Below are 25,462 nucleotides of genomic sequence, written 5' to 3' on the forward strand. Positions count from 1 at the left end.
GTTACCGCTATTCAAGGGTATTCAACAAAAAAACTAGACTTATCGTCTAGTTCTTCTTTTTTTATTTATAATAGTCTGTACTTCAGAGATTTTCAGAAAAGCAGCCAGGAAAATGGTAAATCCTGTGAAGAGGACTCCTGCAGCGATTACCTCTATAAATAGAACATCTATTTTTTCCATTATATCTTTCATAAGCACTGTAAACATTACTAATACAAGTGCCATCAAAACAACCTTAATATACTCAAAGTAATTGCTTATTTTCAGATTCAGTCGACTCATAATTAAGATAATTAGTAAGATTGTCTGCACATAAGCACTTATTGTCGTTGCCCATGCAATGGCAGATGCACCAAACTTATCAATAAACAATACTGTGATTACCACGTTAACCCCGAACACAGATAAGAGACCCGTCAGAATAGAAGAAGTTGGTCTCTCCATGGCGTAAAAAAAACGGGTCAAATAGACGTTCATTGCGTGGGCAAGCATGCCGATCACTAATATTTTCAATAACTTTGCTGTCATTATTGTTGAACGGCTATCAAATTGGCCGTACTCAAACAGTATTCCAATCAATTCTTCAGAATAAAAGTATACAAAAATGGTTGAAGGCACCATGATTAGAACAAGCATGGAAATTCCTCGGTTTAAGATACTATTTAACTGTTCATATCGTTTTAATGCAATTGTTTTTGCGATATATGGGTAAATAACTGTCGTCACGGCGGTCATCAGAATGGTTTGAGGTAACTGAACGAATTTTGAGGAATAATTTAAAGCTGCTATGGCGCCATCTTCTAACTGAGCAGCAAAAATCCTGTGGATAAGAAAATAAAACTGCAGAGTCGCGCCTCCAAACAAAATTGGGAGGGCGATCAGGATGAATCGTCTTATGTATCCTTTTTCAGGCATACTCCACTGAAACTTGGGCAGTATCAATTTCCCTTTATATGTAGATGCCGCCAGGATTCCAAACATCAAAATAGACCCTATCAACGCCCCATACGAATAGGACTCGATACCTATACTGTAATAAAAGACTCCTGCAAACACGACAAATAAAACATTATTAATAAGTGGGCCGATAGCAGAAGTTTTAAATTGGTTATGGGTATTAAGAATACCTGTAAAGAGCATGGATAGTACAAGGAAAATGGTTGAAAAACCCATGACCCTGAATAAGTCAGCTGTTACCACTTTCCCTTGATTGGGCATTCCCCAGAATACAAGGTCAATCCACCATTGAGGTAATAAAAAAAAGATGAAGCTGACAATCAAAAAAACGACAGCTGAATAGGTAAAAACCACTTGACGAAAAGCAGGCTGCAGGCGCTCCTCCGTTTTGGAATACACACTGATAAAAGCTGTAGAAATTGCACCTCCTGCAGCAATATATAGAAAATTAGGTATCGTATAAGCCGCAACAACACTATCAGCTTCAAGGGACGTACCAAAATGATAGCCTATCAGAACTTCCCGAAAGAAGCCGACCAGTCTTGAAAGTAAATTGATTACCGCCACAGCACCAACAATTTTTAGAATGGATTTCCCCTTCAATTTAACACCGACCTTTTACCAGTTAAGCTTCTTTCTGGATGAAATCTTCAATAATACGAAGAATTTTTTCTCTGCCGCTTACAAATTGCTTCGGCTCAAAATCCTTTATTTGTACTATTATGTCTTTTAGCTCCATCCCTTCATCCCAATAGAGTATATACCCTGCATTATAGAATTGACGAACAATCTCTAATTGATGATCATCATTATGTTCACCATGATGTCTCCATCTGGGAGAAGCAATGACTTTCTTATTCATCTTCACTCCAGTTGTAATCGATCCAGTACCCCCATGAGTAATGATGACACGAGCTTGTTTATAATATTCTTCCATCTCAGAATAAGTCATAAAGGGTATGAACGTCATATTCGGACTTCGATAAGGTGTGTGTCCAACCTGTACAATTACTTCTTCAGTAATGTTTCCACTTTCAATGAGCTGGTCCACTTCTTGAAGTAGTCTCGAAAAAGGAAGCTCATGTGTTCCTAATACAACAAAAATCAATAGATTGACCCTCCCAACACGGCATTAGGGTAATGTTTTTTCATACCTTCCCACTGTACGATGAATAAATCAGCGATAGGGTAAACCATTTTCCCCGATAATGTAGGCGTGGAAGTCTTGGCAAAGCTTTCTATGAAAATAACTTTTTTACCAAATAATTTTGCCAAATAACACATAGGTACTGCGGTATGAGCCCCAGTAGTAACAATAACATTAGGCCTGATCTTTAAAAATAAATAAAGGGACTTTAAAATGTTATAGGAAAACTTGAAAAAGTATTTAAAAGGATAGTTTCTGGCCCCGTACACCAGGAAAGATATCGGGTATTTATTGCTTAACTCTTTTGTAATAATCGATTTCTCTGTAATAATATGGTAATCATATTGCTCAAACAGAGGGCTTAACTGCAATAATTGTGTTAAGTGGCCTCCAAGAGAAGAGATAAACAGTACTTTCTTTTTCATAAACATCCTACCCTCCAGTAGGAAAATAATATTAGCGCCATTTATAAAAGGCACTCCGTTATTTTACCACATTTGTTTCTACCATCCTAATAAATAGGAAAGATCTCTCAGAATGGTGATATTGGTGATATACCCTAGCTTTTTTTTTGAAAAAGGGGGCTATCGTTGAATGATTTGTTGCATAAGCTGACTGGATCGTACTGTTTCTTGCTTAGCTTGCTCAGAAATTCTCTTCATCTCACTTTGCACAGTCATCCAGTTTTCCCTATTATATTTAATTCTCTTTAACATTTCGTTTGGATCTTCCAGATTTTCTAATGAAACGTATCCACTTAAATAATTTAACTTCTTTAAAAAGGAGTATACCTTAGGGTGATAGCCGATTCCGACGATGGGCACGCCTGCAGCAACAGCTAGTATTAACGAGTGAAGCCTTGTTCCAATAATTAAGTCCAGGCTTCCGGCCAATTGAATTAACTCATCAGGTTTTAGATTCTTATCTACAATAGTTGCAGAGTCCTTACACGTCATTCTTTCATAAATGTCCTTTGTGACTTGAACGTCTTGAGGATATTTTGTGGAGAAAAAAGTTATTTCTACATCGCATTCCTTTACTATTCGATCCAGACTGGCAGCCATAGCTTGTATATAGCTCTGATAAACCGCTTCATCACTTTTCGGCCAGTAAGCTGAACTATAATAAGGAACAGCTGTAACCCCTATTCTTTTTAACTCATTAGTCTCTTCCCTGCTTGCGCTATTTCCTAATGAGAGAGCCGGGTCGGGGATAACATGTATCGGCTTTCTAACTCCTTTTTCTTCTAAGAGCTGCTTAGACTCTAAATCTCTTACAGCTGTCAGGGAGGAAGCGTGAACCATTCCCTTAATGAGAAATCTGCCCAGCTTCGTATTGATCGGACCTGCCCCCACTCCATAAATAATAATCTTGCACTTGAAAAGCTTTGCGATAAATACTAACGAGCTATATAAAGGAGCATCTCTTTTGAACATGTCCATTAAAACCCCGCCTCCACCAAGGATTAACACATCCAATTTCCTTACTAGATTAATATGTTGGATCAAAGTGGTCACCACAGAGGCAAGAAAGGAACCCTGTTTTTTTATCAAGGGTACAGAGGCAATATTGTAACGTTTCTTTGTATTTTCAGGATTGTTACTAAAGATCAATAGATCATTGGATTTAATTTGATATTCATTTTTTAATTGAAGGAGGATCCCTTGTAAAATGGCCTCATCTCCGTTATTGTCATGACCATAATTCCCTACTATGCCAATTTTCATTACTTCACCTTACATTTCATAAATTTATACTCAATAGTATATTATAACAATTTATTTACTGGAATGAACATCCTTCTTAATAACAAAAAATAACAATTTCACAAAGATAAAAGCTGAACCTTTTTCAGGCTCAGCTTTTATTATTTAATACTTATTATAGTAGCTTACAATACCTTTATAAATAGCTTCTGCATATTTTTCTTTACTAGTGGAGGAGGTCAATTTGGATAGATCTTCGATATTAGAGATAAATCCTAACTCAAGTAAAACGGCAGGTATTTCTTGATATTTTATTACATACCATTCTGCGTCTTTCACTCCTCTATCCTGGGTGTTTAAATCGTTTATCATTTGTTCCTGGATTTCTCTCGCAAGGTAAAAGCTTTCCGTACCATTATCATTACTTGTTGAATTATAATATGTTTCGGTCCCTTTAGCCGCAGGAGAATAAGATGCATTCACATGGATGCTTAGAAAAAGTTCTGCATAATGATCTTCTGCGAATTCAACCCTTTCTTCCAGGGTTGGATATTCTCCATCATTCTCCCTTGTTTTCAACACCTTAGCTCCGGCTGCCTCAAGCTTTTTCACAAGTAGGTTGGTCACATCCATTACAATGGACTTTTCGTATATACCACCATTTGTGGCTCCAGAATCACGGCCGCCATGACCAGCATCCACCACAATAATGCGATTCTTTAGAGGACTCCCACTAGTATTCATTAATTTTAAATACGTTTTATGAACATATGCTTTTTTACTATTGTATTCAATCTCAGCCCAATATCCATTGATGGAATATACCTTTACAATATCCCCTAAATTTAACCTGCCCAGCTGAGATGCACTGGAAGTTGCTGCAGATCGTACATTTAATGTGCTAGCAGTTACCTTTGCTTTTGCTAGAACATTCTTCTCTACAGCCAACTTAAAACGTTCACTCTTTGCCCTGCTAAGAAATACAGAGAATTGCGCGCGCGTTGTATAATTTTGAGGTCTATACTCTTTAACCGTTCCATCCGTTATACCATTATAGTAAAGAGAATTGATAAAGGTTGAAGCCCAGAAATCTGGTTTGATATCAGAAAAAACAATAGGACGATCAGAAGAAGCCTCTATATTCAGTCCGAAAGCATTAGCCAGGATTTTACTCATCTGTGCTCGGGTCAGAATCCCATTGGGATCAAAGGTACCATCATCTTTCCCATCAAAGTAACCTAATTGTGCAGCCTTCTCGATCCATCCTGCTGCCCAATAGTTTAATGGTACGTCTTTGTACCTTTGTGCTGATGGACTTGTTTCCTTTTGTCCTTTTGCCATGACAAGCATTTTAGCAGCCTGGGCTCTCGTAACATTATGGTCCGGATTAAAGTATGTGCCCTTATCAGAATCATATCCATTTATGATTTCTAATGAATGTAAATATTCAATCTCTGACTTTGCCCAATAATCAGAATCCACATCTAGGAACATCCCGCCTGCCAATACCTTTTGATTCATTCCAAAAACAAACAAGACAACAACTAACAACAAAGTCAACTTTCCTTTGACTCTTGAAACTCTCATTCTATGAAGCTCCCCCCAAAATGTAATCATCCTAATATCAAGGATTATGTATCAGTAGTTATATCGACAAATTCTCTCAATTATTTATGTATTTCGTGTAATATTAAACGGTAGATAATGGTAAAATATGTTTTTTGAAACAATTTCATCCTATGGTTTAATAGAGTAGGAAACATAAAAGGGAAAAATAAGATTTACGTACTTTGGTATTAGTCGATATAAAGCATACAAACCAGATGGGATGTGGAGTTAATTGAATAGACTTTTTTGTAGTATTTTACTCAGCCTAGGACTGTTTAGTTTCATCACACAGTCATCGGCAGCTGCCGAACAGGGATGGATTGTTCATTTTCATTCAACTGGTGCTGCTCAGGAATTTAAAAAGCTTCACCCCGAGATCGTTCAATCTGCCTACAAGGATACTTTGAGTATACGTGGTGAAGAAAAAGTGGAATTAGAAAATGCCCCAGGTGTTCAATTGGTAGAACCAAATTACACAAAAACATCAGCTTCTTCATTGAACGATGGACTTTTTTCTAAACAGTGGTATCTGAATCCTGTTCACTTTCAGTCCGTTTTAGAACAGTACCCGGAAAGCAGTAAAAATCTTTTCTCTGATAAATTCATCACCACTGAAGAAGGCACAATAAAATATTCAGGTCAGGTTATCAATGCCCCCTCTTTTACGATTGATTTGAATGAAGAAACACTAAACAGAGTTTCTGTAAAGTTAGACCATGTGGAAGGTCCATGGACGTTAACAATTAGAGATTCCAATATGAAGACGATTGCCTCTAACTCTGGTAGCCTTTCTCAACTGGATGTGTTAGTCAAAAAGAAATCTTATGGATCACTTTCAATAGAAATATCCACAGCTAATCCTTGGGATGTCCCCCCCACCATCAGCTCTGCTGAGGGTGTGAATCACGTTCGGGTTGGAATATTGGATTCAGGAGTCAGCATGCACGAGGACCTCTGTGGCAACATTTTACTTAGCCTGGGAGAAAACTATATTAATAGAGAAGCTCTACCCATTGACGGGTATGGACACGGGACCCATGTAACGGGCACCATCGCTGCGTGCAGCAATAACTTTATTGGAGTGACGGGTGTTATAGGGAACGCCCCTATTGATATTATTCCTTTTAAAATATTGAATGATGATGGAATTGGGGGAGACTTTGAAATAAGCCAGGCAGTAGAAGAAGCAATTTCAATGAATATGGATGTTCTAAATTTAAGTTTAAGCGGAAAAGGAAAAACAAACATGTTGGAAAGTGCTTTGAAAGATGCTTATTTGGCTGACATTCCCGTAGTGGTGGCTGCCGGAAATTACCGTTCATCTACAGAAGGTGTATATCCTGCCTCCTATCCTGAAGTGATTACAGTTTCTGCCCTGAATGAACAATTGAACAAAGTAGATTCATCCAACTATGGTTGGGCAGTTGACATTAGTGCTCCCGGAGAAAACATTTTAAGCACGTATCTTAATAATGGGTATAGCAGCATGTCAGGGACATCAATGGCCACTCCAATCATTACCGGAGCTGTGGCGATATTGAAGCATAAATACCCGGACTTGGATATTACAGAGCTGCATAACAAATTAGTTACTTCTACCAGAGATATATTGGGACAAGGGTATGATCCCTTAAGCGGCTCTGGGATCATTGATTATTCAAAGCTTTTCATTGAAACTGCTCCCATTCCCGTTGAATGGCTGAATGCTAAAGAAGGACAACCACAAATTGACGGAAACCTGATACTTGCTCTCTCCCCTAATCTAAATGGAGATACGCTCTATCTCTTTAATAATGAAGAATTGGTTAATAAAAAAATCATTGATTCCAAGCTTTTTGAGACACCAATCGACTATTCAGATACTAAATCAAAAACGAAATTAGTATCTTTAGTTCTGGAGGGTAATAAGGTAGTGAGTATGGATTCTATTTATTTGAATAATCCATCTTATAAGATTCAACCATTTCCGGATGTAGAACAAAGCTATTGGGCTTATTCAGATATCATGAACGTTTTGAAGAACGGATATATACATGGGTATGATGACGGTTTCTTTAAGCCGAGAGAAAACATTTCCAGAAGACATGCAACCGTTATGCTTAACCGATTGTTCAGGTGGGATAATCTTGAGTCGATTCAATCACCTTTTAATGATGTTCAGCAACAAATAAACGCACACTCACTAGCAATTATGTCAGCCAACACCGCCGGGGTAATCAATGGATATTCAAATGGCTCATTTTATCCAAAAAGATCACTATCAAGAGGTCAAATGGCTCTTATACTCTCAAGAGCATTAGGAGTCGATAAATCCCCTTTAAAAACGGCTTCCAATCCTTTTCTTGACGTTTCAGAAGGAAGTGAAATTTACCTTTCAGTCATTAATTTAGCGGAACTCGGTATTGTGACAAAGCAAGATTACTTTAAGCCTTCTGATCCAATCAATCGTGCACAGTTTGCGGCAATGATCAATCGTACTCATCAATACTTGCAGAAATAATAATCATCATTCATAACCCTTGACGTAAAAAGAAGTAGGCATAGTAGGGCCTGCTTCTTTTTTATTTACTAAAAATACAGAAATTATGGTATGTTAATATCAATTAATATTAATATACCAATGATGAGGAGAATAAGATGATCAGCTACATAAATATATTAAGAAGTTTAGCCATAATAGGGGTCATAATCATACATTCCTCTGGTCCATTGCTTTCTTTTATTGATAATCCAACTTATTGGTGGGTCGGGAATGTATATGATGGTTTAGTAAGATGGTGTGTCCCTTTATTTGTCATGATAAGTGGTACGCTATTATTAAATCCAAAAAGGGAAGACTCATTACAAGTCTTCCTTAAGAAAAGAGCGTCAAAGATTGTATTACCTTTTATTGCCTGGATTGTATTCTACAGTTTTTGGAAATACAAGAGCGAACTGGGTACGGTGAGTATCCCTGCCGCAATAAATGAAATGATCAACGGGACGGTCTATTTTCATCTATGGTTTCTTTATATGATTGTTGGTATCTACCTTATCACTCCCTTGATTCAAATTGTGATCAGGTACGGGAACAGAAGCATTGTAGAGTATTATTTAGTTATATGGTTCATTACGAGTTCTTTGTTTCCACTTGTAAAGTATATACTAGATATTCGTGTTGGCTTACAAATGCCATATTTCACCGGCTATCTAGGATACTTCATTCTGGGTTATTATCTGCATCATATACAATTATCTACAAAAATAAAAAACGTTATCTATTCAGTTGGAATCTTGAGCGTTCTTATCACGATTACAGGTACGTATTTGGGGACAAAGACACTCGGTACATTTGATGGTTATTATTATGAATACCTTTCTCCTAATAACGTATTTGCAAGTATAGCTATTTTTATCCTTTTTAAAAGTATAAATTGGGACAACATTTTTGAAAAAAATGGGCCTTTCATGAAAGTTACCACTAGTATTTCAAATGCCAGTTTTGGTATTTACTTGATCCATCCGCTCGTTATGGATATTATTTCTTCCCATACGATGTACAAACTTATCGGTATAAAAATAAATTACAACCTATCCCATCCATTTATTGGGACTCCCATTACAATCTTGGTCGTTCTGATACTCAGCTTTATTTCTATTTGGGTAATGCGAAAAATACCTTTTATCAAGAAACTTGTTCCTTAAAAGTGATAAAAGCACTGCTCCTTCATGAGGAGCAGTGCTTTTATCTTTACTTAAATCGATCGTCTTGAATTCTTGCTAAGAACACAGCAAACTGTGAACGGGTCAGATTATCTTGAGGTTTGAAGGTATTATTATCGTATCCAGTCGTAATACCATTTGCTGCAAGCGTGTTAATATAACCTGAAGCCCAGTAACCAGTAGTAACATCCTTGAATGTTTGATTAGTAGTACCGGTTAGGTTGTATGCTTCAACCAAAATTTTTGCCATTTGAGCCCTGGTAAGGGTTCCTTGGGTGTTAAACACTCCATTGTTACCTGTCATAATGCCTTCATCAGCAACTGTTGCGATCACATCGTATCCGTAGCTTCCCGGCTGTACGTCTTTAAGGTTAGGATTTGGTCGATTAGCTGTATCCAAGTTTAGCGCTCGAACAATCATTTGTGCAGCTTGAATACGTTTGATATTATCAGCTACGCCAAATTTTCCATTATCGTATCCATTAATGACTCCCTGTACATTAAGAGTTTCAATCTCCTCTTTAGCCCAGAATCCGGAATAGACATCCTTAAACTGTTTTGCTTGTTTCGTTGTTTTGTAGATTGTGATGTTCTTGATTGTTGTGTGGCCTGCTAAGTCCACTAATCTAAACTCAAAGTGATTTGCGCCATCTTTCAGCGTCACTTCTTTATTGATGGTTTTTTTGTATGTTTCCATTACATATGGTTCTTTGAACTGATGATAGAATTCTTCACTATCATCCATGTAGAATCTCATCTCACTGAAGTTATCCTCCAGTTCGAAACTTAGATCCACTTTGCTCTCATTTGTGAAGTGTGGTCCATTGACTTTCATTGAAGGCTTTTCTGAATCAATGATCACTTTTCTAAGGAAGCTGATTTCGTTTCCTTTAGAGTCTACTCCTTTGAATTCAAGATCGTGAACTCCATCAGATTTAAATTCGATCTCCTTAGAAAACATGTAATTATTCTCATAGGAATTCCATGTCAATGGAACCTCTTTACCGTTGATGAATAATTTTTTCACGTCAGAATCATCATTGATGAATCCTTCGACTTGAACGACTCGCTCACTGTTTACACCCAATGCCTCCGGGGAATAAACCGTAATAAATGGAATCGTATCGTCTTCTCCGATTGAATCTGATCCAACATTCCCAGCCCAATCATATGCAACCACTTTAATATGTTTAGCCTCTTTACCTTTTTCTAGCGTGTATTCCGTTTGATCAGCTGCAAGTGGTGTTTCTAATACACTTTGTCCATTTACTAAGATATCAATATGAGAAACTCCCACTCCCTGGTCTTTAGACGTCCAAGAGATAACACCCGTTTCATTATCGATAGTTGCTTCAACAGTCGGTTTCTTAGTATCAATGTATACAGGGATTTCTTTTTTCTGCCATTCTGCCCCAGGGAAGTCAATGACAGATTCCACTACATAGTGATATAGTCCATCAGGCAATACCTTACCTTTGGATTTCCCATCCCAGGCAGCTTGATCGAAGGCGGTAAACATTTCTCCACTGCCTCCATCGTAATAATGTTTCAACACTTCATTTTCGGTTCTTATGGTTTGGATTTTCTCGTTATTTTCATTTTCTACTGAAAATTTCACATTTTTCGCATTCCTCAGGAAGGATAGTGCAGGGATAACCGTATCTTTATTCCCATCACTATTTGGTGAAAACGCTACTTTATCACCAAATGCTTCTTCTGATACAGGATTGGTTCCTAAGAACTCGTAATCTTCACTAATGAGTCCTGACATTCCATAGAATGAATTCTCTTCGTAGATTGTTTGATCAACAATTGGCGCTTGATCCCAATCCCCTTTGAATCCTACATATGGAACGGTTAATTCTGGATGTGTATCATTTACGTCTGTAAAGGATACGAATCCTTCGACAAAGTAACCATTTTCAAAGATTTCTTCTAAAGGAACATTACTTGCCCAGTCAATCGTATTAGTTAGGTCAAGTTCCACCTTTACCTCTACCGTTTTATTAGCAGGAACGAGTACATGATATTCACCATTGACATCACTGCCGTTTACGGAAGTAATCTTAATTGGGAACTCACCCATTCCAGACTCATCAAGAGTTCCTTCTTTAAATATCCCTTGCGTTTCAACCATATTGTAGTTGTCTAAAACCAAATCAGTTTGAACAGTACCATTTGTCTTATATACGACACTGTCATCCGAATGATTCGTTAGTTTTAGCGTAAATGACTCTTTATCTTTCATTTCTTTCAATGCTACTTTACTGATTCCTGAAGTTGCTTCCGTCACTACTACTGGTGTCGCCATTGCAGCATGGAGATCCATCAGTCCAGTACCTTGACGACGCGGAGAGTACTTAAGACCCGTTTTATAGTAGTTGTTATACAGACCCATATCCGTCTGAGGTCTGGAAGTATTCATAAGGATATTCTTTGCCATCATCACTCGATTTGCACCAGTAAGTTGGAAGTCATCCTCTATTCTTTGTAATACAAGTGCCGATCCACCAGCTACATGTGGTGCTGCCATGGATGTACCACTCATCAAACCATATTGATCACCATTTAAAGTAGAGAGAATATTACCACCCGGCGCCGTGATTTCAGGTTTGAAATCCAGGTTTGGTGTCACTCCCCATGAGGTGAATTCTGATAGTTTATTATTTTCAGGGTTAAGTGCTTTTACCTTATTCCCCTTAAAGGCAATCTTTACTTCTTTTCCATCGTTTAAAGCAGTTTGCAACTGATCTCCATATTCTTTTAACGTAAAGATATATGGAATCTTAATTTCTGGATCATTCACCATATTCACGTATCCAGAAGCATTATTATAAATAATGACCCCTACAGCTCCCTGAGCCTGGGCATTTAATGCCTTGGATACAAAAGGACTTTCACCACGTTTGATGAGTGCGATTTTCCCATCAAGATCAATGCCTTCAAAGTCATTTGCATCAGGAGATTCTGTGGAATCACCTGGCATTCTGCCCAATCCTGCATCCACGACTTCGATATACTCGTCACCAAGGGAAGTAGGCTCTACATTTCCTGATGAAACAAAAGAAAATACATCTCCTTCTTCTCCATCAATCATCACGTTAAATCCTTCTAAGTCAAGATATTGATTCTCAAACGATGCAACCTGTAAGGACTCACCAGCGATACCAGGTGAACCGACAAGTCCAATGTCCGGGTTAGAAGCAAAAGGATTATCGTGTCCTTCTCCAAAACGTGCAGAGTTTCCGGCTGAAATGGCCATCATGACGCCATTTTCAACAGCTCTGGCCACTGCCTTTTGTTCCGGATCATCCGGCGATACGTATCCAGCAGTAGAACCAAGACTCATATTGATGACATCTGCTCCAAGGATGATGGCGTCATCAATCGCCTTGATGTAAATATCTCCCCACGTAGAAGGCATTTCCGGATCATTTCCAAAAACTTTCATACCTAGAATCTGAGCCTCAGGAGCTACACCTTTAATGCCCCCATTCTCTTCATCTCCATTTGCTCCAACTGTTCCAGCTACGTGCATCCCGTGCATACTTGCATCAGGACCCAAATCAAGGATCTGATTGTTTCGATCAGCATAATTATACGCATATGGAACTTTTTCAGTATAATACTTTCCTGGTAAACCTTTTTCCTTCGTAATTTGGTCTACAGCTTCTTTAGAAAGTTCAGGAGTCGTCTCATCACTCAGGATCATATCTCTATGTGAAGGGTCGATACCGGTGTCAATGACCGCTACCGTCATCCCTTCCCCTTTATAGCCATAATCCTGCCAAGTTTGTTGAGCCTTCACTAACTCTTTACTGTAAAGCATCTCAGGTTCTTCCGTTGGCCGCTCATATTTGTTGGCAACATATACGTTCTTTACATTAGGCAGGTCTTCTAGTACTTTTACCGATTTATAAGGGACATCTCCACTAAAACCATTTACAACGGTAGTGAAGCTTTCCTTATACTTCATGGGTACAGCTTTCTTCTTGATATCACTCTTTACTTTGTTCTGTGTATCTAAAGCATCATTGCGGAGTTTCTTCTTAGTTGATTCTGAGAGATCCTTATAATTCTTCCCAGAACTTTGTGCTGAGAATAGGGCTGAACCATCTTCAAGTTCAACGATTACCCGTACCTCTTCATTTGGATCAAGCTTTTCATCTTGACCCGACTTTTTTAGCTTTTTGACTAGTTTTCTTTCTTGTTTCACTTTACTATCCAGCATTTTATTGCTTACAGTTTGTGCTGAAGCCATTCCTAAGCTGGAAAAAACAAGTAAGATGATTAGTAGAGAACTTACTAATCTCTTTAAATTCATTCCTTTACCCCCTTAAAATATGTAAAATTTCTCAGAAAAATACTTTTCTGACTATTATAAATTTTAATTGAATATAGTATAATAGTCAATTTATTCTTATACATATATAAATTTCCAGTTATAAAAGTATGTGTTTTTTTCAACAATATGTAATTAAATACCATATTTACCTATCTATCTTTTTTTATACAAATAGATTAAAATCTATTTAGTTTTATATTTTACATATTGAGAGGAGAAAAAAATAAGTGAAAATTGTACGCTTATTATTGGGTTTATCGTTGGTTTTTTCATTGCTTCCATTATCGGCAAATGCATCTGAGGAGAAAGGGTCAGAGTATTATTATGCTGAAGACATTTGGGATAGCTGGGCTTATGATGAAATCGATGATTTTTTATCAGCTAACATCATTGACGGCTATGTAAAATACGATTCAGAGGGGTACCCAATAGTGAATGTAAATCCTGAATCTAACATTACACGTGCTCAATTCACAAAAATCATTGTAAATGCAATGAACTTAAAGCTGAACGGATCCGGCCAGACATTTTCGGATGTGAAGTCAACCGATCCACTTTATCCTTACATCCAAATTGCCAGCAGTCATGGAATCATTAAAGGAAGAGATGGACGGTTTGATCCAAACCAAAAGATCAATCGTGAACAAATGGCAGTTATGATTCATCGCGCCTTCAAATCTACAGTTTCTTTTGAAGCATCTGAAAAAACATTTACAGATGTACCTGCAGGCTATTGGGCTGAAAAAGAAATTAATGAGGCTGCTGCTAGTGGAATCATTAAAGGTTATGGTGATATTTTCAAACCAAGAAACTTAGCCACTCGCGCCCAGGGAATCGTGATGATCCATCGAGCCCTTCGTCAGGAAACAACCCACATGCCTAATGAAAATGACATGCTAAGTGTTGTGAATGACCATTTTGACCAAGAGAGACAGCTTTTCTCAGCGAAAAACTTTGATGCCTTAAGCTCTCTATATAATCAGAATGGAACTGGGTACTACAAAGCCATTTCATTAGAGAACGTTCAATATATGGAAGAAGCTGAATCTTATGGTGACGCAATCGAGATTGAACCAGTTGGCAACTTCACGGTTTCAATTGAAACGATCAATAACCGTTATGCAGAAGTTTATGTCGAAGGACTGGAATATAAAGAAAGCTACTATTCCGCAGGGTCTGAGGAGTACTCGGATGTGATGGATTACTCTGGTTTCTACTCATTGAAGTTGGATGACTCCGGAGAGTGGAAGATATATAATTATCGTTCTGCGGAGTAAATTTAAGAACCCCTCATTCCTGGTGAATGAGGGGTTTTCAATGTGTCGTCCATACAAAAAAATGAAAAGGGTCCCGGTGATGTAAACAACATCAACGGAACCCTTTTTATTAATACATTGACCTCTGTAAAGGGTACCTAATTACTTCTTAGCTTCCCAATCCCCTTTTTCTACTTCAAGAAGAAGAGTAACATCTTTACGGTCGATTTTGAATTCTTTTGAGCTTACATAGAAACCGTCAACATAGCTGGCTACTGTGTAAGTACCGTTTGGTAGGTCGAAAGAAGAACCTACTGTGCGAACGATATCTCCGGATTCATTGAATACTACCAGCTTAGAATCAACAGGAGTTGTTGTATCTTTCTGAACGACATTAACATTTACCTCGTAAGTCGCTGCAGATTCGTTTAGTACAACGGTAGATCTGAAGTCTTCGTTATCTTCTAAAGATACTCCGACTGTTTGTGTATCGTATCCAGCTTCACTAACTACAACATCAAATTCACCTACTGAAAGGTTTTTGAATACTTCAGTTGGAGTTCCAGTAACTGTGTACGTACCAGCTTCTTCTGAAGCTGCTTTACTTCTATCAGCCCATGCATCGAATACTGTAATCGTATCTGCTGCTAATGCCTTATTAGCACCATCTACAACTGAAAGATCGATTTGTGCTGCTTCCTTATCTAAGTTAAAGTGGTGATTTTTGATATCGTCTTTATTGTTCAATGTTAATTGTTCAACATACGTTTTATACTCTAAAGTTCCACCATCATTGGAAGTTAAAGAATTGTCACGAACAACTACAGTATAGATTCCTGGTAATAAATCATCTGCTGCACCGTCCGCATAGTCATCGCTAGTAATCGCACTAACTAATGATCCTTCTTGGTAGAATGAAACTGTAGCACCACTGATCTCTTTTAGAGTATCCGCATCACGTACTAAACCTTGAACAGAAGCAGATAGAGTTGGAACTACTAAATCTAAATCTCCAGCAGCGTATGCTACATCGCCATTAGCATTAACAGTAATTGAAGTCTTGTTAGAGTTAGCTTTATCAAATTCATAACCAGGTTTATAAAGTTCAACACTATATTTACCAGGCGCTACGCTTGTAAATCCAAATCCTGGAGCAGCCGAAGTACTATAGGCAATTTCACCTTTTGAATCTTTAAGAACTACTACTGTATTTTCAACTGTCCATTTATCATCAGCATCAAGCTGATCAGGATTCGTAATATGAATAGTATTCTCAAGAGCTGTTACAACTCCACCAAATGCAGCTACATAGTTTTCACCAGAGAAAGACTTAGTTTTCCCTTCGTCTACAAATCCAGCTACATCGGCAGCTGTGACTTCAATGTTGTATTCTTGAGGAACAATGTAGTCCCCGTGCACTTCTACAGTATATTTTCCAGTCGGTAGATGGTTGCTAAGACCTTTAAATTCAACTTTAGATGTACCAGCAACAGCTGCTGCTTCTTTAGTTTCCCAAGAGACTGCTACACCGTCTGCGTTGTAAACTACAGCAGTAAGATCTTGTGCTTTGAACTCTTTAGCCGCAGGAGCTGCAACAGTGAAGTCTACATCTGCACCCAATGCTAGAGTTACGTCTTGACCAGAAAGATTTTTACCTTCTTCGATGCTGATAGCTTTAGTCGTAACAGCATTATTTTCTCCAGCTGCCGTGCCATCATAATTTACTACTAAATCGTAGTCTCCAGAAGGAATCTTTTTCTTGTCAAATTTATAAACACCGTTAGCATCAGTTACTGTATTTAACCCAGCTAAATTAACTTCTGCACCTTCTACAGCACTTCCATCACGAGTAACTTTACCAGTGATTGTAGTTTGTGCTACAGGAGCTAATTCAACGGCAGACAGGTTAGTGATTTGTTTTTCGTCATTTACTGTAAAGTCAACTACCTCATCATGGTAATTAGCTGAATCAAGAACTAAGCGGTATTCTCCACCGAATTCAATGAAGTCAGTTGGTGTGATTCCTTCACTATCTTGAGTAATTGAGAAAGCACCATCTACAGTATCTTCAGTATGAATTGTAATCCATTCACCAAGATCTTCACTATATGCTTGGAAATGAACTTTACCATCAATCTCAGCACCTGTTACCTTATCAACTAATGAACCTTCAACTTTAATGTTTGCTTTACTAATTGCATTAAAGTCTTCAGTAATTACAGAAGAAACTCGATCCTTTTGAACACGTACTCTTTCCATCGTAGTTTCATGTTCTGGCTTAGTGATTTTGATGTCATAGTATCGATCAGTAGCAAGTTCTGGAATTTGGTAAAAACCAGCAGCATTTGTAGTGTATTCCATACCATCTACTGTTACGGTTGCACCTGCAACAGGATAGGATACTTCTTCACCCTTAACAATTTGCTTATCTAATACGAAACCAGCGATTGAAGTTTGTTCATCAACAACAGCTACCTGAGTCATTTCAGAAACAGATTTATCTCCGTCAAATGCTTTGACAGTGACTTCATAAGCGCCTACTTCAAGCTCTTTAGAAGTGAAAGTGTAAGATCCATCTTCTTCTAATGTTGCAGACTTTTCTACACCGTCGATTGTTACTGTAACGCGGTCAGCGTTGTACGCTTTACCAGAAACAGTTACTGAGTGATCAGCGTTAGCCGTAGCCGTTACGCTATCGATCATTAATTCTTTACCAGGTGTTGGTTGTTCGACATCTTTTGACTCGATTGCGCGAATCATGAATGAAACGAATTGAGCACGCTTTAATGAACCTTTAGGGTTGAAAACTTCTTGGTCTGTGATTTTCCACTCAGATAATACGTTGATATTATCTTGGTGAACAGGGTAAGCTGCTTCAATATCCGTTACAGAAGACTCAACACCATCGATATCTTCTAAGTGATTGAATAGGCGAACGATTACGCTTGCCATTTCTTCACGAGTGATTTCTTTTGTGAAATCAAGCATGTCGTTACGTCCAGTGAAGATGTTAGCTGCTCTAACTGTTAATGCAGCGTCTTTAAGCTCTATGTCGCCAGTTGTTTTCACATCTTCGAACTGATCTACACCAGTCGTATCAACATCACCAAGGTAACGAGCGATGATCTTCGCTACTTGACCACGTGAGATATTGTTGTAAGGTTTGAAAGTTCCATCATCGTACCCATTGATAAGGCCAAGATCTACTGCCTTTGCAATGTTATCTGAGTGTTGATCTTCCACTACATCTGAGAATCCAGCTGCAGCACTAGCAGGAGCTACTGCTGATGCTACTAATGCAGCAGTTACTGATCCCACTAAAAATTTACGGTAATTATTTGGTTGGTTAGCCATTTTAAAATATTTCCTCCCTCGGAATGTTTGTTTAATGTTCTAGACTAAGAGATATGTAATAGGAAAAAATACTCTTAACCCTTAACAAATACATTTCCCATTATATGAAAATATTAGAAAAGAAGTCAATAATTTTACCTAAACTTTTTTCCTGAATACCCAAATATATGAAATAATGTATCCGCTCTTAACTTATTCTACATCTTTTTTCATATTTTTCAACTATATTTTAACATTTTTTTACCTTATTCTTATTTTATTAGATTAATTAACCAATTTTAACGTTTGATGGAATGTTACTGAATGGTTTCAAAACACTGATCTATAAGGACTATCTTTGTTACATTTTTGTAAACTACAAATTCCGCGTAGTATGTTAGGATGAATATCAGAATAGAAAAAATATTGACTAGTATTGGAAAGGGGCACTATTTTTTTGAAAAAGTTCTTATTTCTTGTCGTAATGTCACTGATGTTCATCCTTACTGGCTATTCAACCGTATCAGCTGAGGAAAACTATGAAAAACTGATCCCCGTTGCAAAGAAATATCTTGGAGTACCTTATGCCTGGGGAGGAACTTCTGCCAAAGGATTTGATTGCTCTGGTTATATCACTACCGTATATAAAGAGATTGGAATAGCGTTACCCAGAACATCTTCATCCATATATAATACTGGTAATTCTGTAAGCAAGAAGGATCTGCGAGTCGGAGATCTGGTATTCTTTAATACATATGGAAGCGGAGTAAGTCATGTAGGTATATACATAGGAGAAAACGAATTCATTCATGCGTCTTCGAATAAAGGAGTCACCATCTCAAATGTGAATGACCCTTATTATTGGGCAAGCCGATATGTAGGAGCAAAACGCGTTCTTTCATATAAAGGAGAAAGTGGTGAGTTCCGGGATGTTGGATCAACGCTGTGGGCTTATTCAGCAATTCATAAGCTTTCGGAAGATAATGTCGCGATTGGCTATGAGAATAGCTACTATAAGCCCAACACATTCATTAAGCGTTCTGAAGTGGCTGGCTTGATGGCGCAGGCCATTGATCTTAAAATGAATGATCGATCAACTTCCTTTAGAGATATCCCTTCTTCTCATTGGGCGGTGGGCGTAACCAATGCCATGTATGATGAAAAGATCTTTGAAGGAAGCAACGGATCATTCAGACCTGATGAATATCTAACTAGGGGCCAAATGGCAAAAATCCTTGTTCGTGCATTTGACTTAAACGGATCAAGTTCAAAGCAATTTAAAGATGTACCTCCTACTCATTGGGCGAATTCATATATTAATAAACTTGCAGCTTCAGGGTTAACGACCGGCTATGATGATGGGACCTATAAACCTGAAAATCATGTTACCAGAGCGCAATTCACAGCATTTTTATATAGAGCTATGTACTAATAAAAAAACATCCGGACCTAATAAATTATTGGCCCGGATGTTTTTTATTGTTGTACTTCCATTAATTTGATGGTTCTTTCTAGGAAAAGAGCAAAGTGGGCTCTTGTAGTTGGAGCATCCCAGTTGAATGTATCAACCACTGTAATTCCGTTGTTCGCTAATAAATTAATATCATCATAGTTCCAAAACTCATCTTGATCTGTAAATGTGAAATTCTTGGTCGGTACTTTATAGTAATCTTTAAAAGCACGGGTGAGAATAGCTGCCATCTGTGATCGGGTTAGTGTCTTGTTTGGATTCAGGTCACTATCCACTCCCATCAACCCATTTGCCTCCATGATCATCATTTCCTCATATCCAAGTTGACCAGGCTTCATATCCGTCGCTTTCATCGTATACCCTTCTGGAAGCTTGAGATCCAACGCCTTCACTAATAACTTAGCAGCATGCCTTCTTAACAACTCATTATCAGGTTTATAGGTTCCGTCATCATGGCCATTGACAATTCCTCTTTGCTGGAGATAGCTTACCGCTCTCGCTACTTCCCCTCTGTTTATATCAGGAAAAAGCTTGATGTTATCAGAATACACGATATTCGCTGATGCTATATATCCTTCAATGCCGTTACCTTTCACCTTGTACCTTACGTATAAATTATTATCATTAGTAGTTTCAAAGGGACCACCTACAATTTCAAGGGGGGTATTATGAAGAATTTCTGTTTCTGTGCCCCCCGTTACTTGGGACCATAGATTAGAGTAATTTTCTTCAGTATTGTAAGTGTAAACCATATCGCCACTCTGAAGATCTTGGCTTGTTCTGGTTTTTGTCGGCCAATCATAATGATCACGATCTGAAAAAACCATTATATCAGGTTGGTCCTCAATTGGATAATTAATTTCTATATCATCTGGCGTTTGGCCTACATCTTTCTTGGCTAGATTTCTAATATATTTATATACACTTTCTTGATATGGTTCACCAGGAAGTTCCAGTGTAGGATCATTTCGTTTAGACAGACCATTATAGGCCATGACAGCAAAATACCAATCTTCCAGATACTTTTTGTTATGGTCATTTATTTTTGGAATGTCTAAATCCCATTTTTGAAGTAACTTCCTAGCTCCGATTTCCATATTGTATCTCGTGTCCCACTTCAAACGTTCTACATCCACATTCCACATATCCATTTCTTCAGGAGACATGGTAATCTGCATTACTCCTATACCACCATCCTCTGATATATACGGCTTACCTTCGGAAGTGAATTGGTGTATACCGCCAGTCTCTCTGTACGCAATAGCTTTCATAATTTCTGGTGGAATACCATTATCGTTTCCAATCTCCAATAGCATCTTTTTCATATCCGCCTTAGAGTAAAATTCTGCATGATCTTCCCATGTGCTGGCATTAGTGTGCTCCACAAACAGAGTAGAAACAGCCATAACCCCCATCAACATGATCATCATTAACTTTTTCATTCTTCTCCCCCTCATTATTTCCTATTCTCTACTATACTACCATTAATTACATTTATTTCAATTGCACCACTCGAATCTAATGGTTAAAAATGGCTTTATATACTTTACTAGGAATTAATGATAGAAAATTGAAAGAGTGCTATAATGTTCAATGATTCATTTTATCGACAAGGAGAGGCCCATATGCTTACATATATGAAACAAATAATAGGAAATTCCAATCAGAAATTAATAAAAAAATACCAAAAAGAAGTAGAGCAAATTAACCAACTCGAAAGTGAATACGCATCTTTATCGGATACTCAACTCCAAGCAAAGACAGCGGAGTTCAAACGACGTCTACAAGAAGGGGCGACTGTATTTGAAATACGAGTAGAGGCATTTGCCGTTGTTAGAGAAGCTTCAAAAAGATTATTAGGTATGAGGCATTTTGATGTACAGCTTGCGGGAGGTTTGGTCCTATCCGAAGGGAACATTGCTGAAATGCCAACCGGTGAAGGCAAAACTCTTGTTGCTTCCTTAGCAAGTTATTTACGGGCTCTTGAAGGGAAAGGTGTTCATGTTATTACTGTAAATGAATACTTAGCCGATCGGGATAAGAATTTAATTGGACAAATTCATGAATATCTCGGTTTGCGTGTAGGAATAAACCTTCCCGGCTTGGACCCGGAACAAAAGAAAAAAGCTTATGAAGCGGACATTACATATGGGATTGGCAGTGAATTTGGTTTTGATTACCTCCGGGATAACATGGCTTATAGTCTGGAACAAAAAGTCCAAAAGCCTTATCACTACGCAATAATCGATGAAGTGGACAGCGTGTTGATCGATGAAGCGAAGACACCATTGATCATCGCCGGCAAAGATGGGGTCAGTGCTAATTTAAGCCGCCTGTGCGCTCAAATCATCAAAGGTTTCAAAGAAGACGTTCACTACCTATTCGATATAGAAACCAAATCAACTAACATGACCGAAGAAGGTATTTCATTTATAGAACAAGGATTTAATATAGAAAACCTGTATGATATTGAACATCAAACTCTCTATCACTATGTCATTCAAGCACTCAGAGCCAGAGTGATGTTTCAAAGGGACATAGACTATATCGTACATGAAGGGAAAGTGTTGCTTGTCGACATGTTCACAGGAAGGCCGATGGAAGGACGGACCTTGGGAAACGGTCTTCACCAGGCAATCGAAGCCAAAGAAGGGTTAGAAGTAACGGAAGAAAACAAAACACAAGCCTCGATCACAATCCAAAATTTCTTTAGAATGTACCCTATCCTCTGCGGCATGACCGGAACAGCTAAAACAGAGGAAAAAGAGTTTGAGCAATTGTATGGTATGAATGTCGTACAAATCCCTACCAATAATCCAATAATTCGTGAAGACTTAGCCAATCGGATCTTCTTGACTACAGAAGCGAAATACAATGCTGTAGCCAAGAAAGTAATAGAATTACACCAAAAAGGGCAGCCTGTTCTAATTGGAACAACATCCATTCTCCAATCGGAAGCGGTATCTGAGTATCTAAAAGGGGCTAACCTGAAACACAATGTTTTAAACGCTAAAAGTGTTGAACAAGAAGTCACCCTTATCTCTCTTGCTGGTCAAAGAGGCATGATTACTGTCGCTACGAATATGGCCGGTCGCGGAACGGATATCATGCTTGGAGATGGTGTGAAAGAACTAGGCGGCTTATACGTGATTGGAACAGAGCTGCATGAATCCAGAAGGATTGATAATCAATTAAAAGGAAGATCCGGTAGACAAGGTGACCCAGGCACATCTGAATTCTTTATTTCATTGGAAGATGAAATGTTTCACCGTTTTGCAAAAGATGATTTAGAAAAAATTCTGAAGACCATTAAAGCAAATGACCTCCAACAGGTGACAAGTAAGAAGGTTCACGAGTTTGCTGATCGGGTTCAACGTATTTGCGAAGGCTCAAATTTTTCTGTAAGGGAATATAATTTAAAACTTGATGATGTATTGAATATCCAACGAAATACGATCTACGAGTTGAGGAATAACTTGGTACACGCTAGTAATATCACTGAAATCATTAAAAATATGCTCTCTTCTTATATCCAAGAAGAAATCGAACGTTGTTGTCCAGATGATCAAAAGGAAGACAAATGGGATTTACACACACTTGAAAAACAATTACTTAACGTCTTGCCGTTCAGCACGCTATCTCTATCCGGAGCAGAAGATGTAAATAAAAAAGAGTTAAATACAAATATTGAAATTGAACTTGATCATTATCTGAAAACAGTTACAGAACACTTGCATACCGAGACTTTCATAAACAGCGTCAAGGGGTTCCTTCTGTCTCTTACTGACGCTCACTGGTTGGAGCATATTGATGCTATGGAGCGACTGAAAGAAGGAATCGGGCTTAGGAGCTTCAGTCAAGAAGACCCTATGAGGCAATACGCACGAGAAGGTTTGGAAATGTTCTCAAATATGCACTTCGAACTTAGTCGAGATGTCAGCCGGCAGCTGGCAGAATTAATTTCGAAATTGGGAAAATCAGAAAAATAATACTGGAACTTCAAAGGAGTTGAAACAATTGTTTAAATTACTAGATAGATTAAAAAAGGGATATGGCAAAACAAGTGGTAGAGAAAGCGTTATTCCCTCAGAAGATTTACTGGATATTAAGGAAGAAGAAACAAATCAGTGGATTAATACAAGTTTATCCTTTCCTCCCCATGCTGACATTAACTCTGAGGAGAGATATTTCTTTCAATTTCTTCATAATTCTCTTTCAGATATGAAAGAAAATCAAATTTCCATTGCTGGTGTTGATTTAACAAAGACTGAAGATCACCTGCTTATTACAGCTTTTGTTAGAAACAGTCTGAATAAAAAGGTGAAACTTCCTACAGCACCCTTATTATTACTTGATCCAGAAGGCAACCGAATAATAAGGAAAGAATTTAATTTATCGTTATTAGGGGAAATTCCGCCAAGATCTAGCCGACCATGGCAATTTAAGTTTCCTTTGAAAGATTTAGAAATGGAAGAATTCCCCCATTCTGGATGGAAGCTTTCGTTTGAACTTTCTCCACGAACCCCTCACCTACTAGACCTTGAAGAGTCCTGGAAAAACGGCTTGACGGCGGATAAAATCACTAAGCTCGAGAAAATGGTTCAGGCTTTGGATATCCCCAAACGCGGTGAGATTGAATGTGTAGGTATAAATATAGAATTTAGTCAGGAAGGGCAACTTCACACGACTATTTTGATTCGAAATGGCAGTGAAAAATCCATTAAGATCCAACAACTGCCTATAGCAGTAGAAGATGCATCCGGGTCTTTAATAGCAAAAGGAGCATTCAACCTAAACAATATGCAGGTTAAAGAAAATACTAGTAAACCTTGGACATTTATCTTCCCTGAATCTTTAATCCTTGAAAAAAGCCCCGATCTTTCCAAATGGAAAGCGTACGTCATTCAAAAATAAATAAAGAAAACCCCTCTTTTTAAAGAGGGGTTTTCTTTATTTCGGAAAAGAGAGAAAAGATAGTACTAAGTAGTATCTTTCCAAGCGGCTACCAACCTAGACATACTATTAATAAAAAGGAAATATTTTCTCTCTAACTCATATTTTACCACTTAGAGACCATTATCACAATTATTATTTGTGAAATCATAGGCAAATATTCCCCCTGCCTTCAATGGTTATATGCCAAATTCCCTTTTAGTTATCCAAATTTTAGAATGACGCTATTTCTTCATCACTTCTAATAAAAATTTGGGTAATAACAACTGCCTTTTCCATCTCCAAGGTTCCTTTAAAAGACGGTATAACCACTCCGCTCCCATTTTTTGATAAAATTCAGGAGCCCGCTTTATCCGGCCGGAAATGACATCGAATGAACCACCCACACCTTGGTAAATACTCGGTGCCAACTCATGCATGTGAGAAAGAATCCAGTTTTCCTGTGCAGGGCTTCCCAAAGCTACAAATATAATATCAGGATTTGCGTTATTGATGGTATTTTTAATCACTTCTTCATCTTTTTCATACCCGTTTAACGTTCCGGCAATGCGCAATGATGGATATTGTTTCTCTAGCTCCACTCTTGCTGCATCTGCTATTCCAGGCTTTGCTCCATATAAAAAGATACTCTTTCCATTCAGCTCGGCTTCTTTACAAATCGCAAGCATCAGGTCGATCCCCGTTACCCTTTCACGGATTTCTCCACCTTTTAGTCTAGAGGCTAAAATGACACCAATCCCATCAGGAATTTGATAGTCCGCCTTGTTCAGTAACGTCCTGAGTGACTCATCCTGTTTTGCCTTCATGATTTTCTCAGGGTTGATCGCTACGATAAATGATTTCTTTCTTTGTTCGATATCTTCAATAATCGCAGAGGTTATTTGCTTATAGTTTAATGTACAAACATCTACCCCTAAAAAGTTTTCCTTCATCTCATCACCTATTCTGTGAGAATAATGTCAAAGTGTTCGGTGCCGGATGACT

General features: G+C 38.0%; 15 protein-coding genes. 6 read left to right on the top strand and 9 right to left on the bottom strand.

Translation table 11 applies throughout. The features are described from left to right. Positions 1-39 precede the first annotated feature (39 nt). From murJ to M1J35_RS00435, 5 genes are all read right to left on the bottom strand, one after another. Entirely contained in the window at positions 40-1,560 is a 1,521-nt protein-coding gene (gene murJ, locus M1J35_RS00415) for a murein biosynthesis integral membrane protein MurJ (RefSeq protein ID WP_254652422.1), read from the bottom strand. 22 nt (positions 1,561-1,582) lie between these two features. After that, positions 1,583-2,065 (bottom strand): PssE/Cps14G family polysaccharide biosynthesis glycosyltransferase, encoded by a 483-nt coding sequence (pssE, locus tag M1J35_RS00420; RefSeq protein ID WP_254652423.1) that lies wholly within the window; start codon positions 2,063-2,065, stop codon positions 1,583-1,585. Continuing rightward, on the bottom strand, positions 2,062-2,529 hold the full coding sequence (gene pssD / locus M1J35_RS00425) for a PssD/Cps14F family polysaccharide biosynthesis glycosyltransferase (RefSeq protein ID WP_254652424.1): 468 nt from the start codon (positions 2,527-2,529) through the stop codon (positions 2,062-2,064). Before pssD ends, pssE begins: the two co-directional genes overlap by 4 nt. Positions 2,530-2,688: 159 nt before the next feature. Further along, positions 2,689-3,831: a polysaccharide pyruvyl transferase family protein gene (locus M1J35_RS00430; protein ID WP_254652425.1), complete on the bottom strand. Its 1,143-nt coding sequence runs from the start codon at positions 3,829-3,831 to the stop codon at positions 2,689-2,691. Between the two features lie 144 nt (positions 3,832-3,975). Next, positions 3,976-5,397 (bottom strand): N-acetylmuramoyl-L-alanine amidase, encoded by a 1,422-nt coding sequence (locus M1J35_RS00435; protein WP_254652426.1) that lies wholly within the window; start codon positions 5,395-5,397, stop codon positions 3,976-3,978. Positions 5,398-5,650: 253 nt separating this feature from the next. On the opposite strand from M1J35_RS00435, the gene M1J35_RS00440 reads away from it, so the two are divergent. Both M1J35_RS00440 and M1J35_RS00445 read left to right on the top strand, forming a co-directional pair. Further along, positions 5,651-7,918, top strand: coding sequence for a S8 family peptidase (locus tag M1J35_RS00440; protein ID WP_254652427.1), 2,268 nt, complete (start codon positions 5,651-5,653; stop codon positions 7,916-7,918). Between the two features lie 137 nt (positions 7,919-8,055). Next, entirely contained in the window at positions 8,056-9,102 is a 1,047-nt protein-coding gene (locus tag M1J35_RS00445; protein WP_254652428.1) for an acyltransferase, read from the top strand. A 46-nt stretch (positions 9,103-9,148) separates the two neighbouring features. On the opposite strand, the gene M1J35_RS00450 is transcribed toward M1J35_RS00445, so the two are convergent. Further along, complete coding sequence (locus M1J35_RS00450) at positions 9,149-13,444, bottom strand: S8 family serine peptidase (RefSeq protein WP_254652429.1); 4,296 nt, start codon at positions 13,442-13,444, stop codon at positions 9,149-9,151. 248 nt (positions 13,445-13,692) lie between these two features. On the opposite strand from M1J35_RS00450, the gene M1J35_RS00455 reads away from it, so the two are divergent. Further along, on the top strand, positions 13,693-14,742 hold the full coding sequence (locus M1J35_RS00455; protein ID WP_254652430.1) for an S-layer homology domain-containing protein: 1,050 nt from the start codon (positions 13,693-13,695) through the stop codon (positions 14,740-14,742). A gap of 141 nt (positions 14,743-14,883) precedes the next feature. Here M1J35_RS00455 and M1J35_RS00460 read toward each other — a convergent pair whose 3' ends face one another. After that, the gene (locus tag M1J35_RS00460; RefSeq protein ID WP_305882325.1) at positions 14,884-18,075 is read right to left on the bottom strand and encodes an S-layer homology domain-containing protein; all 3,192 of its coding nucleotides are present in this window, start codon (positions 18,073-18,075) and stop codon (positions 14,884-14,886) included. A 436-nt stretch (positions 18,076-18,511) separates the two neighbouring features. On the opposite strand from M1J35_RS00460, the gene M1J35_RS00470 reads away from it, so the two are divergent. Beyond that, positions 18,512-19,486 (top strand): C40 family peptidase, encoded by a 975-nt coding sequence (locus M1J35_RS00470; protein ID WP_254652431.1) that lies wholly within the window; start codon positions 18,512-18,514, stop codon positions 19,484-19,486. Positions 19,487-19,530: 44 nt separating this feature from the next. On the opposite strand, the gene M1J35_RS00475 is transcribed toward M1J35_RS00470, so the two are convergent. Next, positions 19,531-20,967 carry an S-layer homology domain-containing protein gene (locus M1J35_RS00475; protein ID WP_254652432.1) on the bottom strand — a complete coding sequence of 479 codons (1,437 nt, stop codon included), beginning with the start codon at positions 20,965-20,967 and terminating at the stop codon, positions 19,531-19,533. A gap of 183 nt (positions 20,968-21,150) precedes the next feature. Between M1J35_RS00475 and secA2 the strand changes: the two genes are divergently transcribed. Together secA2 and M1J35_RS00485 are read left to right on the top strand one after the other, a co-directional pair. Further along, positions 21,151-23,514 carry an accessory Sec system translocase SecA2 gene (secA2, locus tag M1J35_RS00480; protein ID WP_254652433.1) on the top strand — a complete coding sequence of 788 codons (2,364 nt, stop codon included), beginning with the start codon at positions 21,151-21,153 and terminating at the stop codon, positions 23,512-23,514. A 28-nt stretch (positions 23,515-23,542) separates the two neighbouring features. Continuing rightward, a complete protein-coding gene (locus M1J35_RS00485) occupies positions 23,543-24,439 on the top strand; it encodes an accessory Sec system S-layer assembly protein (RefSeq protein WP_254652434.1) in 897 nt (298 codons plus the stop codon). A 263-nt stretch (positions 24,440-24,702) separates the two neighbouring features. Here M1J35_RS00485 and M1J35_RS00490 read toward each other — a convergent pair whose 3' ends face one another. Next, positions 24,703-25,410 carry a WecB/TagA/CpsF family glycosyltransferase gene (locus M1J35_RS00490; RefSeq protein WP_254652435.1) on the bottom strand — a complete coding sequence of 236 codons (708 nt, stop codon included), beginning with the start codon at positions 25,408-25,410 and terminating at the stop codon, positions 24,703-24,705. Between the last annotated feature and the right edge of the window lie 52 nt (positions 25,411-25,462).

The organism is Rossellomorea sp. KS-H15a, from assembly GCF_024195245.1.
Lineage (GTDB): Bacteria > Bacillota > Bacilli > Bacillales > Bacillaceae_B > Rossellomorea > Rossellomorea vietnamensis.

Excerpts from the sequence above, each read along its gene's own strand:
- M1J35_RS00450 (WP_254652429.1), bottom strand. The coding sequence starts at position 13,444 with ATGAATTTAAAGAGATTAGTAAGTTCTCTACTAATCATCTTACTTGTT.
- M1J35_RS00435 (WP_254652426.1), bottom strand. The coding sequence starts at position 5,397 with ATGAGAGTTTCAAGAGTCAAAGGAAAGTTGACTTTGTTGTTAGTTGTT.
- pssD (WP_254652424.1), bottom strand. The coding sequence starts at position 2,529 with ATGAAAAAGAAAGTACTGTTTATCTCTTCTCTTGGAGGCCACTTAACA.
- M1J35_RS00430 (WP_254652425.1), bottom strand. The coding sequence starts at position 3,831 with ATGAAAATTGGCATAGTAGGGAATTATGGTCATGACAATAACGGAGAT.
- M1J35_RS00460 (WP_305882325.1), bottom strand. The coding sequence starts at position 18,075 with ATGGCTAACCAACCAAATAATTACCGTAAATTTTTAGTGGGATCAGTA.
- secA2 (WP_254652433.1), top strand. The coding sequence starts at position 21,151 with ATGCTTACATATATGAAACAAATAATAGGAAATTCCAATCAGAAATTA.
- M1J35_RS00475 (WP_254652432.1), bottom strand. The coding sequence starts at position 20,967 with ATGAAAAAGTTAATGATGATCATGTTGATGGGGGTTATGGCTGTTTCT.
- M1J35_RS00490 (WP_254652435.1), bottom strand. The coding sequence starts at position 25,410 with ATGAAGGAAAACTTTTTAGGGGTAGATGTTTGTACATTAAACTATAAG.
- M1J35_RS00445 (WP_254652428.1), top strand. The coding sequence starts at position 8,056 with ATGATCAGCTACATAAATATATTAAGAAGTTTAGCCATAATAGGGGTC.